This is a genomic window from Stenotrophomonas sp. ATs4, assembly GCF_051861585.1.
In the GTDB taxonomy this organism is placed as follows: Bacteria; Pseudomonadota; Gammaproteobacteria; order Xanthomonadales; family Xanthomonadaceae; genus Stenotrophomonas; species Stenotrophomonas maltophilia_AS.
Window position 1 is genome coordinate 51,635 of sequence record NZ_JBLYPK010000009.1, and the last position, 14,480, is coordinate 66,114.

Below are 14,480 nucleotides of genomic sequence, written 5' to 3' on the forward strand. Positions count from 1 at the left end.
AGTGGCCGCCCAATCGTGGTGTGCGGCTGGTTCTCTGCGCTAATTCCAGTGCCCGGTCGTGCAAATAAATGCATCATCGGCGTGAACTTGCTTGGGTTGAGCTTGACGGGCAATCGCGTCGCCGCCAGTTTGTTCGCTGCAGCTCTGTTTCCAAATGCGTCCACGCACTTCCACTGATGCCGGATCAATCGACGTTGAGGCGGAACACGTATGCAAAATCCATTCTTCGGGAGGAACGTAGTGCACCCGCCAGTAAGATGTTCGGTCTCAAATGAATCGCCAAATGTAAACGGTGTGGTTGATCTGTTCGAGGTCAGTCGATTGGTTAACAGCTATGTCGAACATATAATCCCCGAAATAGACATTGATCATCTCGATGGGTGGAATATTCTGATAGTGGTGGTAGTCAGGAATACTGACAATATCGGAGTATTCAAACGAGCAACGCGATACCCGTCAGATAAAGAGTTTGAGTTTTCTATTTCGGTGCCGGCTCCGGAGGAGGGAGTGGCGCCATACGGATTGTGTAGGGAAAATTCCGGCTTTTTCCTTCCCGTGAGTGAAGAAAAATTTCATGTCATCATCCCAGAATACTCGCGGTATGGTGACATCAAGGAGTATTTCGTCGAAAGCATCAAGGTTGCTATAGACAGGCTGTTCGAAGTCGGAATTACGTGCCACGGCCGGAAAGTTCGATTCAGGCAAGTAGATGGTTGAGCGGTGAAGGGTCTCGCTCCACCGCTGGTCCGCTCGGAAAGGTCGATGCCAAAGCACTCAAGGTGCTGTAGAGCCGAGCCCACGCTCGGCTGATTCCCGTCAGGCGCTGAGCGAACGCAGGTCGATGCAGGGCCGCATGCGCTCCGTGCCATCCCACTCGGCAGGCAGACCCACGCTGGCGAAGGCGTCGACGATGGCCTGGCCGATCCGCTCCATGGCGGCGCTGTCGGGCGGACCCCAGAAGCCAATCGCCAGATCACTGGTGCGCCTGGCGCGCTTCATGTCATCGCCGGAATAGAAACAGAAACCCTTCAGGCCGGCAGCGGTGCCGCCGCGTTCGACGAAGTGCTCATGGGTGTCGTCATGGCCGTCGTCCTGGGTATCGCCCTGCGCGTGGGCGGTGACGATGCCTGCGGCTTCCAGAACTGCGAAAGCCGCATCAATCTTCGCTCGCGCCAGCTTCCACACAGCGGCGGACATCTTCCGCTCCGGCTTGCGCACGATAACTGCGGGAATGGCGTGGCCGGTCAGCGCGGCCAGCAAGGCCTTCACCTGCGGCGACCAGGCGTTCTCCACGATGTGGTTGCCATGCGCGTCGCAGACATCCGGCTGTGCGCCGGCATCGATCAGCAGTTGCACCGCCTCGGGGCCATCGGGCGAGAACTCTGCCGCCAGGTACAACGCTGTGCGTCCGCCGGCGCCTACGTGTTCCAGCGGGCTGCCGGCATCGATCAGCAGGCGCAGGGTGGCCAGGGTGTCTTCCATTGGCGCACAGTCCTGGCTGGATGCGGCTCTTTCCAGCGCAGTGAATCCAAAGGCATCCACTGCGTGTACATCCGCACCTGCAGCGAGGAACGCCGCCGTGGCCCGCGCATCGGCGGCCCACGCAGCGGTAGACAGATCAGCAGGGATTTCCGTCTTCGGGGATTTCGGCATGGTCCGCCATCCTGGCACAGGGAAGGCTGTCGATTGTAGACAAGGCAGCCGAGCATGGGCTCGGCTCTACAACGAGCAACGTCAATTTCCGTTACCCCCTATGTCGCAACAACATCTGTGTCATCAATGCCCGTAACGCAGGCGGCCGCACGGGCTTGAGCAGGAAGCCCCAGCCGTTCTCGGCGGCATGCGTCTTCAGCGCCTCATCGCGCTCGGCGGTCACCAGGATCACAGGCGGTCGCGCCTTCCACAGCGTGCACAGCGCTTCATACAGGTCCGGTCCGTGCCATTGCCCCATACGCACGTCCAGCAGCAGCAACTGCGGTACGTTCAACGCACTGGCGATTTCCAACGCACCCTGCGGGCCATCGGCAAGGTCCACCTGGCAACCCCAGCGCTCCAGCAGCGCACGGGTCGCCGCACAGACGTGGGGATCATCGTCGATGCTCCACACACAGCATTGTCGTAGCGGGCTGTCGTCGGCGGGTTCGCTCGCGATGATCGGCGCTGCGGCAGGTGCGATCACATCGTCGGCGCGCCCGAGTGCCACGCTCACGGCGAATACGCTGCCCTTGCCCAGGGTGGAACGCAGGCTGATGCGGTGGCCGAGCAAGCGGCCGATGCGTTCGACGATGGCCAGGCCCAGGCCGGCGCCACGTTCCTGCTCCACGCCATCGTTCAGGCGGCGAAACTCTTCGAAGATCTCACCCTGCAGGCTTTCCGGAACGCCCGGGCCCTGGTCATGCACCTCGATGCGCAGCTGGTCGCCTGCACGCCGGCAGCCGATCAGTACGCGTCCCTGTGGTGTGTAGCGCAGCGCGTTGGACAGGAAGTTCTGCAGGATACGGCGCAGCAGCGCTTCGTCACTGACCACCACTGCGCGGGTGTCCACCCAGTCAAGTTGCAGGCCACGGCTCTGTGCGGCGATGCCGAACTCACGCGCCAGGATTTCCAGTAGTGGCGAAATCGCAAAAGCGCGCACACGTAGCTGCAACGATCCTGACTCCAGCCGCGAGATATCCAGCAGGCTGTTGAGAATTGCATCCTGCGCAGCCAACGCGGCATCGATATGGTCGCTGGTCTGCTGCTGCGCCGGGTCGCTCAGCTTGCCGCGCAGCACCGAGACGAACATGCGCGCGGCATTCAGCGGCTGCAGCAGGTCGTGCACGGCCGAGGCGACGAAGCGGGTCTTGTAGCGGTTGGCCTGCTCGGCTTCGCGGCGAGCTTCGTCCAGGTCGTGGGTACGTTCGGCGATGCGGTGTTCCAGCGCGTCGGCCAGCGAGCGCAGTTCGCGCGCAGCGTTCTTGTAGCTGGTGATGTCGGCGTAGCTGGTGACGAAGCCGCCGTCGGGCAGTGGGTTGCCACGAATCTCCAGCACGGTGCCGTCGTCCTTCTCGCTCTCGCGCATGTGCGGGCGACCGCTGCGCAGGTGGTTCAGGCGGCGCTCGATGGCCTCGTCCACCGGGCCGGGACCCAGCAGGCCACGGCGTGCGTTGAAGCGGAACAGCTCCTCGATCGGCCGGCCCACGCGCACCAGGTCCAGCGGAAAACGGAACAGTTCCAGGTAGCGCGAATTCCACGCGACCAGTCGCAGTTCCCGGTCGATCACCACCACACCTTGTGGCAGGTGTTCGAGGCTGCGGCTGAGGCCGCTGTCGGCGTCGGTGGCCGCCTGCAGCAGGCCATCCTGTGCAGTGCGCAGTTCCTGTGCGTGCTGCTTGAGCAGGGTTTCCAGTTCGCGGCGGCTGCGCAGGCGATGTTTGGCCAAGCGTCGGCGCTGCTGCACGAACAGCACCAGGAAGCCCAGCGCCAACCACGCGGCACCTCCGGTAAGCGCGGCTGCACGGCCGGCGGCGGTGGCGGCACTGGCGTCGTGCAGCAGATGCAGGTTCCAGCCTTCGGCGGGCAAGGGCAGGCTCTGCCACAGCATCGGCTGCGGCAGTGCCGGATCCAGCAGGCGCACCATGCGGCCACCATCGGCCAGCACGTCTTCGGTACGCGCGCGCAATGGCTGCAATGCGCGGTCGGCGTATTGGCGGGCATCGAGCATCTCGCGGCGCTCATCGGCGCCCAGCGGACGCAGCAGCCGGTAGCGCCAGCTGTCACGGTTGGCCAGGAACACCACGTCGTGGTCGTCGCTGGCCAGCACCACGTCCGGGCTGCTCAGCCATTCCTGTTCCAGCGCCGACAGCTCGACCTTGATCACCACCACGCCGAGCCGCTTGCCGTCTTCCTCGATGGCCTGCGACAGGTAGTAACCGGGCACGCCGGTGGTCATGCCGATGCCGTAGAAGCGGCCACGGCCCTGCGCCAGCGCCTGGCGGTAGTAGGGGCGGTAGCTGTAGTTCTCGCCGACGTTGGTGGTTGGCTGGTCCCAATTGCTGGCTGCCACCGCCACACCGTCGTGGCCGACCAGGGTCAGGGTCGAGGCACGGGTGACTTCATTGGCGCGTTGCAGCTTGAGGTTCAGCCGCTGCCGTTCGGTGGGCGAGGGCGGCACGCGCAGCGCGTGCAGCAGATCCGGATCCAGCGCCAGCACCTGCGGCAACGTGCCGAAGCGGTCGATGCGCTGCTGCAGGCCCTGGCCATACAACTGCAGCTGGCGTTGCACCTGGCTGCTTTCCTCGCCGAGGGCGCGCCGCCAGGCGTAGTGGCCGGCGGCGACCGCGCACAGCACGGTGCCACCCACCATCACCAGGAGGGTCAGCAACAGCATGCGGTGGCGGCTGAGCCAGTACATGGCGGCAGTCTACGCAGGGCCGGCGGGCGTGGCGTGCACGCCCGCCGGGGTCTGACGTGGAAGGGGTCAGAAGTGCATCTGCGCGCGCAGTTCGAAGATCTCCGGCGTGCTGTGCACACCGCGACGGCTGGCGTCGACCTTGACGTAGTTGGCCTGGAACTTGAAGTGGCTGGTCAGGTACCAGTTCGCACCCAGGGTGAGGTCATGCTGGCGGCCGCCGAGGATGCTGCCATCGTCGAGGTCCATGCGGCTGTAACGGGCCACCAGTTCCACTGCGCCGTAGTCGTGCGCCGGCTTGATGTTGGCCACAGCGCCGGCGTTGTACGGGCGCGATTCGCCGGTCAGCACCCAGCTCGCCATGGCGTACTGGCCGCTGCCGGTGTAGTCGGGCTTGCCGTCAGTGCGGGTGACCGTGGCGCGCAGGGCTTCGGCCTGCAGCGAGAACGGACCGCGGATCCAGATGCCTTCCAGGCCGGTGCGGCGGATCTGGTCAGCGGTGACCAGCGCGCCGGAATCGACGTAGCGGATGTCGGTCAGGCCGGCTTCCGGACGTGCGCGCAGGCGCGCGCTGGCCTCGTGGTGCACATCACGGCCATCGCTGTAGCCGCGCGGATTTTCCTGCGAGTAGGCCAGGCCCAGGTGGATTACGTCACCCGGCGCCTTCACCGGGGTCCACACCGCACGCACGGCCTGGGTGGTGCCCGGGTTGTCACCCTGCAGGTCCTTGCCGCCATAGGCGCCGGCCTGCAGCAGGTACTGCGGGCGCTCCAGCACCCATTCCACACCCGTGCGGCGGCCGGCGTAGAAGGCCTGCACGGGCAGTGCGGTCTCCAGGAAGCTGCCGGCGCGCGAAGACGTGTTCGCGTCCAGGCCGACCGGGGTCTTCATGTAGCCGAAGCGGAAGCGGCCGATGTCGCGGCCGAAGAAGGCCTTGCTCTCGAAGCGCACGAACACGTCCAGCCAGGTATCGGACTGGAAGTCGTAGTAGACCATCGCGTCGTAGACGCCCTTCTTCTTCAGCGTCGCGCCGAACTCCTTGCGGCGCACGGCGTCATCGTCCTCCAGGCCGCTGCCCGAGGAAAAATCGTTGTAGTCGTAGGCGATGTTGGCGGTAGCGGCCAACTCGGTGCCGTCGCCGAAGGCGTACTTGGTCGGCCAGTTGTCGAAATCGGCAGCCGAAGCGAAGGCGGGAAGCGCGGCCAGCGACAGGGCCAGCAAGGTGGGAATCGGGCGCATGATGGGTGCGGCTCTCTCAGATTGCGTGTGGACAGGACAACAACGGCCGCAAGGGCCGGAACTTTCGCAATGACGCGCCCGGCCGTTCAGCTCGGGCCACCGGCCTCCCCGTGATCGGGCGGTGCGGCGCCAGTGTAGGCACCACCGCCACCTGAACCGGGAGGCTAGTACCAATAGGTTATCTGCGCCGGCGTGCCTGGCGCGTACAAAGGCGTCCATTGGTCGCACCCCCTGTGCGTGCTGCACAGGGCCGGCGATCAGTTTCCACGGTAACGGTTCCCGTGCTGTCCCGGGGCCGTACGTGCCTGAAAAACGCCCCTTCCGGAGTCCGCCATGCACATCCCGACCGCAGCACCGGTGCCTGCAAAGCCGTTGCCGATCTATCGCCAGCTGTACTTCCAGGTGATCGTGGCGATCGTCCTGGGCGCCATCCTCGGCCACTACGAACCGCTGGTCGGCGAGAAAATGAAGCCGCTCGGCGATGCCTTCATCAACCTAGTGAAGATGATCATCGCGCCGGTGATCTTCCTGACCATCGTCACCGGCATCGCCAGCATGACCCATCTGCGCACGGTGGGCCGTGTGTTCGCCAAGGCGATGGCGTATTTCCTGTTCTTCTCCACGCTGGCGCTGATCGTCGGCATGATCGTGGCGCATGTGGTGCAGCCCGGCGCCGGCATGAACATCAATCCGGCCGAGCTGGACCAGACCGCGGTGCACAGCTACGTCGAGAAGTCGCATGATCTGACCCTGGTCGGCTTCCTGATGGACATCATCCCGAAGACGCTGCTCAGCGCGTTCGTGGATGGCAACATCCTGCAGGTGCTGTTCGTGGCCGTGCTGTTCGGCATTGCGTTGGCATCGGTGGGCGAGAAGGGCAAGCCGATCCTGAACTTCCTGGAGGCGCTGGTCGCCCCGGTGTTCAAGCTGGTGCACATCCTGATGAAGGCTGCACCGATCGGTGCTTTCGGTGCGATCGCCTTCACCATCGGCAAGTACGGCGTGGGTTCGCTGGTCAACCTGGCCTGGCTGGTGGGCTCGTTCTACCTCACCGCGTTCCTGTTCGTTGCCGTGATCCTGGGCGTGGTCTGCCGCCTGTGCGGGTTCTCGGTGTTCAAGCTGGCGCGCTACCTGAAGGCCGAACTGCTGCTGGTGCTGGGTACCTCGTCGTCGGAGTCGGCGCTGCCGTCGCTGATGGAGAAGATGGAACGCGCCGGCTGCAGCAAGTCGGTGGTGGGCCTGGTGGTCCCCACCGGCTACTCGTTCAACCTGGACGGCACCAACATCTACATGACCCTGGCCGCGCTGTTCATCGCCCAGGCCACCAACACCGAATTGACCCTGGGCCACCAGATCGCCCTGCTGCTGGTTGCCATGCTCAGCTCCAAGGGCGCGGCCGGTGTCACCGGTGCCGGCTTCATCACCCTGGCCGCCACCCTGGCGGTGGTGCCGGAGGTGCCGGTGGCCGGCATGGCGCTGATCCTCGGCGTGGACCGCTTCATGAGCGAATGCCGCTCGCTGACCAACTTCATCGGCAATGCGGTGGCCACCGTGGTGGTGTCGCGCTGGGAAGGCGCGCTGGACCGCAACCGCCTGCAGCTGGCGCTGGACGGTCGCGAGAGCGAGCTGCCGCCGCCGATCGACGTGGTGCCCGAGGCACTGCCGGCCAAGGGCTGATCCAGGTGTGTGGTACTGCGGGGCCGATCACGACAGTGGTACGGCCCCGCAGCGTTTCAAAGCGTCCCAAAGCTGTCATGGCCAGCGCCGAAGCTGGCCTCTTCAGACCGTCGCATACGCCCCGGAATTGTGCGGTTGCAGCATGACTGCGACAGGGTAGCGACAGGTCCGAGCGCTCCAACGGGGGTATGATCCCCTGTCCCTTCTGCCCATTCATGTAACCCACATCGATGTCCAACGAAGATTTCAAACAGGCCGCCCTCGATTACCACCGGATGTCCCCGCCGGGAAAGATCAAGGTTTCCGCAACCAAGCCCATGCTGACCCAGCGCGACCTGTCGCTGGCGTATTCGCCGGGCGTGGCATACGCCTGTGAAGCGATCAAGGCCGACCCGCAGCAGGCCAGCGAGCTGACCGCCCGCGGCAACCTGGTGGCGGTGATCTCCAACGGCACCGCGGTGCTGGGCCTGGGCAACATCGGCGCGCTGGCCGGCAAGCCGGTGATGGAAGGCAAGGGCGTGCTGTTCCAGAAGTTCGCCGGCATCGATGTGTTCGACATCGAAGTGGATGAAACCGACCCGGACAAGCTGGTCGACATCATCGCCTCGCTGGAGCCGACCTTCGGCGGCATCAACCTGGAAGACATCAAGGCGCCGGAATGCTTCGTGGTCGAGCGCAAGCTGCGCGAGCGCATGAAGATTCCGGTGTTCCATGACGACCAGCACGGCACCGCGATCATCGTCGGTGCCGCCGTGCTGAACGCCATGGCGATCACCGGCAAGAAGATCGAGGAAGTGAAGCTGGCGACCACGGGCATGGGCGCGGCCGGCATTTCCTGCGTGAACATGCTGGTGCAGCTGGGTCTGAAGCCGGAGAACATCCTGGCCTTCGACCGCGAGGGCGTGATCCATACCGGCCGTACCGACCTGGACCCGGAGAAGCAGCGCTACGCGCGTGATACAGACAAGCGCACGCTGGCCGAGATCGTTGACGGCGCGGACATCTTCCTGGGCCTGTCGGCACCGGGCATCCTGACCGCGGACATGGTCAAGACCATGGCGCCGGACCCGGTGATCTTCGCGCTGGCCAACCCGACCCCGGAAATCATGCCGGAACTGGCGCGTGCCGCCCGGCCGGACGCCATCATCGGCACCGGCCGTTCGGACTACCCGAACCAGGTCAACAACGTGCTGTGCTTCCCGTACCTGTTCCGTGGTGCGCTGGACGTCGGCGCGACCGCGATCAACGAGGAAATGAAGATCGCCTGCGTGCGCGCCATCGCCGCGCTGGCCCGTCGTGCGGCCACTGACATGGGCTCGGCCTATGGCGGCGAGACCCCGAGCTTCGGTCGTGAATACCTGATTCCGCGCCCGTTCGACCGCCGCCTGCTGGTGGAGCTGTCGGCTGCGGTGGCCCAGGCCGCGATGGATTCGGGCGTCGCCGCTCGTCCGATCGCCGACATGGGCGCCTACCGCGACAAGCTCGCTCAGTTCGTCTATCGCACCAGCCTGATGATGAAGCCGGTCTACGATCGCGCGCGCAGCGACAAGCAGCGCGTGGTCTATGCCGAAGGCGAAGAAGAGGTAGTGCTGCAGGCCGTGCAGAACGTGGTCGACGACGGCTTGGCGCATCCGATCCTGATCGGTCGCCCGGAAGTGATCGAATCGCGCATCGAGCGCCTCGGCCTGCGCCTGAAGATCGGCGAGAACATTGAAGTCACCAACATCAATGATGACCCGCGCTTCAACGAGTACTGGCAGTACTACCACGGCCTGACCGGCCGTCGTGGCGTCACCGTGGCCGCGGCCAAGAACCTGATGCGTTCGCGTCCGACCCTGATCGCTGCGGTGATGGTGGCCCGTGGCGAAGCCGATGCGATGCTGACCGGCATCGTCGGCCGCTTCCACAAGAAGCTGGGTTACGTGCGCAGCGTGCTGCCGCTGGAGCCGAAGGTCACCTCGACCTCGGCGATGACCGGCGTGATCAACCAGCAGGGCGTGTTCTTCTTCGTCGACACCCATGTGCAGGAAGATCCGACGGCCGAGCAGCTGTGCGAAGCGACCCTGCAGGCCGCCTACCGCATGAAGCTGTTCGGCGTGGAACCGAAGGTCGCGCTGCTGTCGCACTCCAACTTCGGCAGCCACGACTCGAAGGATGCGCTGAAGATGCGCCAGGTGCGTGAGCTGCTGCTCAAGCGCAACCCGCGTCTGAACGTGGACGGCGAGATGCAGGGCGACACCGCATGGGATGAAGCGCTGCGCCAGAAGCTGCTGCCGGGCTCGACCCTGCAGGGCCGCGCCAACCTGTTCGTGCTGCCGAACCTGGAAGCGGCCAACATCGCTTACAACCTGGTGCGTGTGTTCACCGACGGCGTGGCGATCGGCCCGATCCTGATGGGCGTGAACAAGCCGGTGCACATCCTGACCACCAGCGCGACCTCGCGCCGGATCCTGAACATGACCGCCATTGCGGCGGTGGATGCGCAGATCCGCAAGCAGATCGAAGCGGAAAAGAAGGCATAAGCTTTCGTTCCAGCGACAGCTGCAGAAACGCGCCCCACGGGGCGCGTTTCTGTTTCCGCGCAGCGGAAACGGGTAGTGCCGGCCGCTGGCCGGCAACCCCAATCATGTCCAGATACACGACGTCAGCCGGCCAGCGGCCGGCTCTACCCCGGTCTGTGCCACACGCACTACGCAACCCGGTCATGTCCCTGCAACGCCATTACGGCTCAATACGCCCACGCGGCCCGGCCGTGGGAAGGAACCGGACCGGTCTTCCCGCCCTGGGCCCGACCAACTTTCCATGGGCGAGGGCGCCATGCGCAATCGAGTGACGCGTCGTTATTTCCGGCAGTTGTTCGCGCTGTACGCAGGTTTCGTGCGGTCGCGCTGAGGCGACAACGCTAGTGCCGGGCCACGCCCGGCGAACGTGTAGTGCGTGGGTGGTCAGTGCCGCTTGCCGCGGCGTGCCGGGGCCGGCGGCGGTGCATCCGAACGCGGCTTGGCATACTGCGTCCACAGCGCCGGCAACGCCTTGCCGGTCTGCTTCTGCCACAGCGCAGGCGTGTAGCGGCCATCGCGCAGGGCCTTGTCCAGCGCCAGCACCAGACCCGGGTGCTCGCTCTCCGCCCATTTCAGGAAGGCACCGGTGACCCGGTAGCCGCTGTCGAAGTTCTGGCCCTTCTCGACCTTGCCCGGCAGCGCCCAGCCGGCGGCGGAATTGTCCATGCCATAGCGATCGCGCGCATAGTCGGCAATGCCTTCCACCAGCCAGCCCGGCACCCGCGTGTCGCCGTAGCCTGGATAGCCCTGCACGATGTGCATCGCTTCGTGGGTGACCAGGTCGATGTCGTTCGGATGCTGTGCCAGCCAGCCGGGGTTGATGGTGATCGTTGCGGCCTGGTCCTTGTCGCCGACGAAGGCGATGCCGGTGTAGGCCGGATCGATCACGATGCGCACCATCGACGGTGCAGCCGGGTGGAAGTCCGCACGTTCGCGCAGGTAGGCGAAGAAGAACGTATCGATCACCCGCTTGCGCTGCGGCGCGGACAGGGTGCCACGGGCGTCCTGGTAGTTCAGCGTCACGCCATCGCGGGTCAGCTGCGTATCGAACGCCTGGGTCTGGCCAAAGCTGGAGAAGGACAGGGCAACAAGGGCCAGAGGCAGCAGACGGTAGCGCATGGGGCTCATTGTACGGTGCTGGTCGTCAACAGTTCGATCTCCGCCAACGGCAGCCGGCCCGGTGCCAGCAGGCGCAGGCGATACTCGCTGTAGCGGCCAGGTCTGGCGATGCGGAACGGACGGGTCTGGTGGGCGGACGCGAAGTCTTCACCGCTGCGCTGGTCGAGCACGGTCCAGTCGCCATTGCCGTTGCGTGCTTCCAATGCCCATTCGCCGCCGCGGATGCTGCCGTCACCGCTGGTCAGCGTGTACATCGTCGGGGTGCCGTCGGCCAGGCCGGTCAGCGCAATGGTGGCCCCACCGCCCAGACCCACCGTGGTGGTGGCATCGTCATCGATCAGCGCGGGCAGGGCGCGACCATCGGCCAGCGTTGCCTTGGCGCCGCTGCCCAACAGATCATGCAGCAGCTGCGGCCGCTGGCCACGTGCGGTCAACGAGCGTGGCACATCGTCCACGCCGCTGCCCCAGCGCGACGGCCGCGGACCCATCACGAAGTCCAGGGTTGCGCCCTTGGCGATCAGCTCATGCGGCACCCAGGTCTTCGTCCACGGCGTGCCGTTGATCTTCAGCGATTGCACGTAGACGTTCTCGCGCGAGTTGTTGGCCGCGTTCACGGTCAGCACCGCACCGCCCTGCAGTTCCACCCGTGCGTGCCGGAATGCTGGCGAGCCGATCACGTACTCCGGCGCGCCCATCCGCAGCGGGTACAGGCCCAGCGAGGCAAGCACGTACCACGCCGAGGTCTCGCCGTTGTCCTCGTCACCCGGATAGCCCTGGCCGATCTCGCTGCCGACATACAGCCGCGACAGGATCTCGCGCACGTGCTGCTGGGTCTTCCACGGCTGCCCGGCATACAGGTACATCCACGGAATGTGGTGCGCCGGCTGATTGCTGTGCGCGTACATGCCCATGCGCACGTCACGCGCTTCGGTCATCTCGTGGATGGTGCCGCCGTAGGAGCCGGCCAGCGCCGCATCGGCGGTTTCAGGGGTGGCGAAGAACGTATCGAGTTTCGCCGCCAGCTTGTCGCGACCACCGTACAGTGCTGCCAGGCCTTCGCCATCGTGGGCGGCGGTGAAGGCGAACGTCCAGCCATTGGATTCGGTGTAATCGTGGCCCCACACGCGCGGGTCGTAGTGCTTGGCGTCCACGCGCCAGCGACCATCGGCACGACGGCCCTGGAAGAAGCCGGCGGCCGGGTCGAACATCGTCGCGTAACTGGCGGCGCGATGGCGGAAGTAGTCGGCCTCGGTGCTGTAGCGCTCGCGCGTGGTGGGGGTGGTCGCGCGCTTGGCCAGTGCCTCGGCCATGTTGGCGATGCCGAAATCGTTGAGGGCGCCCTCCATCGTCCACGACATGCCTTCATGCACGTCGGCGCTGGCATACCCACGGAAGGTCGATCGGTCCATGCCCTTGCGGCCGACATGGCGGTCCGGCGGTACCACGGTCGCGTTCTTCAGCGCAGCGGCGTAGGCCTCGGCCGGATCGAAGCCGCCGATGCCTTTCAGCCACGCATCTGCAAATGCCACGTCCGAGCTGGTGCCGACCATCAGGTCGGCGTAGCCCGGCGACGACCAGCGCGCGATCCAGCCGCCGGCGCGGTACTGCTCGATGAAGCCCTGCACCAGTTGCCCGGCATCCTGCGGAGTGAACAGCGCATAGGCGGGCCAGGTGGTGCGGAAGGTATCCCAGAAGCCGTTGTTGACGAACACCTTGCCATCGCGCACGGCAGCAAAGCTGCGGGTGGCGTTGCCGTCGGTGTTGTCGTCACTGGCGCTGGCCTGGTTGGCGTAGCGCCAGTCCGGCGTCGCGGCGTTGCCGACGTTCTCGTGGCCGGAGTTGGGGTAGAGGAACAGCCGGTACAGACTGGAATACAACGTGGTCTTCTGGTCGTCGCTCGCATCGCCGATATCGAAGCGGGCCAGGCGCGCGTCCCACGCGTCCTGGGCGCGGCCGGCCACGCTTTCCAGCGTGTCGGTGGTAGCGATTTCCAGTGCGAGGTTGTGCCGTGCCTGTTCCACCGAAATCAATGACGTGGCGATGCGCATGTTCACCCGGCGATCGCTGCCGGCATCGAACGTGATGTAGCCGGTGGGGCGGCCGGTGCCGAGGTGGCCGCTGCTGCGCCACGGCTTGTCGAAGCTGGCCACCACGTACATGCGGCTGGCGCCGTTGGACAGGCCGCTGCGGGTGTCGGTGTAGGCGGACAGCGTCTGCGTCGCAGCGTCCAGGGTCAGGCCGCCGCGTCCATCGACATTGTCGAACAACAGATGGGCGTCGCCGCCTTCGGGGAAGTCGAAGCGGAACAAGGCGGCATGGTCGGTCGGTGCGATCGCGGCCGCGATGCCATTGTCGAACCGCACGTCGTAGCGATATGGGCGCGCACTTTCATGTGCGCGGTCGAACGACAGCGCTCGCTTGCGGCGGTCCGCATCGGGTACGCCGCGGCTGGCCGAGGGCATCACCTGGAAGGTCTGGCGGTCGCCCATCCACGGGCTGGGCTGGTGGCTCAGGGCCAGCGCCTGCAGCTGCGGTCGGTTCTGCGCGTCGTTCTGTTCGTTCCAGCGGTACAGCCAGTTCAGCGCACCGGCATCGGTCACCGGGGTCCAGAAGTTGAAGCCGTGCGGCACGGCCGTGGCCGGAAAATTGTTGCCACGCGAGAAGGTGCCGTTGGCCTGGGTGCCACGGGTGGTCAGCACCCAGTCGGAGACGCGCTGCGGTTGCTGGCGTGGCTGCACATCAAGGCGCACATCGTCGATCCAGCCGGACACCGCCGCACCATCGGCACTGGCCACTTCCAGTTCGATCGCGACCACGCGGCGGCCCTTCAGCGCGGGCACGTCGCCCAGCCGCACCGCCTTGCGCGCCCACTGCTGCGGATACAGCGTCTTCGACGCGCCCTGCGCGCGTGCGCCGAGGGCCACCCCATGCTGGTCACGCGCAGCGCCGGCCGAAACGCGGCTGCCATCGTCCAGCAGCAGGTCCAGTGACACATAGGTCGAGGCCACGGTGTCCTTGCCGACGATCTCCGGCAGCACCAGCCACGACAGGGTGGTATCGGCCTCGATGGTCATGTCCGCCTTGAACAGCTCGCGCCGCGCGCTGCCGCCTTCGCTGCTGTAGTGCAGTGCATGCAGGCCGCTGTAGCCCGCATTGCGCTTGGCGGCGTAAGGCGCCGCAGGGCCGTTGCCGATCGTGACCTGCAGTGCACCTGCGGCCTGCGACGGGGCAGGTTCGCCGGGCTCGAACGAGGTCTGCAGTCCCTGTGCCACCACCGGCATCGCGGTAGTCGCACAGGCCAGGGCCAGGGCGAGCGGAAGCAGGGCGCGGCGTGGATCGGACAGGGTCATGCAAGGGTCTCCCGGAAGGGCAGGCGGCAGGCAGAACCCGCATCGGCGGACACCACGGACAGCATCGCTCCGCCCGCCAGGCTGGCAGTGGAAGAAGCGATGCCGGTCCGGTGGGGGCGGGCCATGCGATCGGGTCGGATTGGG

8 protein-coding genes are annotated in these 14,480 nt (G+C 65.8%); 3 read left to right on the plus strand and 5 right to left on the minus strand.

The features are described from left to right. The first annotated feature begins 210 nt into the window (after window positions 1-210). Window positions 211-717 carry an Imm9 family immunity protein gene (gene imm9, locus ABR323_RS16340; RefSeq protein WP_439450056.1) on the plus strand — a complete coding sequence of 169 codons (507 nt, stop codon included), beginning with the start codon at window positions 211-213 and terminating at the stop codon, window positions 715-717. Between the two features lie 99 nt (window positions 718-816). On the opposite strand, the gene ABR323_RS16345 is transcribed toward imm9, so the two are convergent. The 3 genes from ABR323_RS16345 to ABR323_RS16355 form a co-directional block, all read right to left on the minus strand. Further along, window positions 817-1,653 carry an ankyrin repeat domain-containing protein gene (locus ABR323_RS16345; RefSeq protein WP_439450057.1) on the minus strand — a complete coding sequence of 279 codons (837 nt, stop codon included), beginning with the start codon at window positions 1,651-1,653 and terminating at the stop codon, window positions 817-819. 91 nt (window positions 1,654-1,744) lie between these two features. Next, window positions 1,745-4,393, minus strand: coding sequence for a hybrid sensor histidine kinase/response regulator (locus tag ABR323_RS16350; RefSeq protein WP_439450058.1), 2,649 nt, complete (start codon window positions 4,391-4,393; stop codon window positions 1,745-1,747). A 66-nt stretch (window positions 4,394-4,459) separates the two neighbouring features. Further along, window positions 4,460-5,629 carry an OprO/OprP family phosphate-selective porin gene (locus tag ABR323_RS16355; protein WP_439450059.1) on the minus strand — a complete coding sequence of 390 codons (1,170 nt, stop codon included), beginning with the start codon at window positions 5,627-5,629 and terminating at the stop codon, window positions 4,460-4,462. Between the two features lie 333 nt (window positions 5,630-5,962). Between ABR323_RS16355 and ABR323_RS16360 the strand changes: the two genes are divergently transcribed. Together ABR323_RS16360 and ABR323_RS16365 are read left to right on the plus strand one after the other, a co-directional pair. Continuing rightward, window positions 5,963-7,306, plus strand: a complete 1,344-nt coding sequence (locus ABR323_RS16360; RefSeq protein WP_135275036.1) for a dicarboxylate/amino acid:cation symporter — start codon at window positions 5,963-5,965, stop codon at window positions 7,304-7,306. A gap of 230 nt (window positions 7,307-7,536) precedes the next feature. After that, a complete protein-coding gene (locus ABR323_RS16365) occupies window positions 7,537-9,828 on the plus strand; it encodes an NADP-dependent malic enzyme (protein WP_135275035.1) in 2,292 nt (763 codons plus the stop codon). 423 nt (window positions 9,829-10,251) lie between these two features. On the opposite strand, the gene ABR323_RS16370 is transcribed toward ABR323_RS16365, so the two are convergent. After that, window positions 10,252-10,995 (minus strand): basic secretory protein-like protein, encoded by a 744-nt coding sequence (locus ABR323_RS16370; RefSeq protein ID WP_439450060.1) that lies wholly within the window; start codon window positions 10,993-10,995, stop codon window positions 10,252-10,254. After that, a complete protein-coding gene (locus tag ABR323_RS16375; RefSeq protein WP_439450061.1) occupies window positions 10,992-14,336 on the minus strand; it encodes a GH92 family glycosyl hydrolase in 3,345 nt (1,114 codons plus the stop codon). Before ABR323_RS16375 ends, ABR323_RS16370 begins: the two co-directional genes overlap by 4 nt. Window positions 14,337-14,480 lie beyond the last annotated feature (144 nt).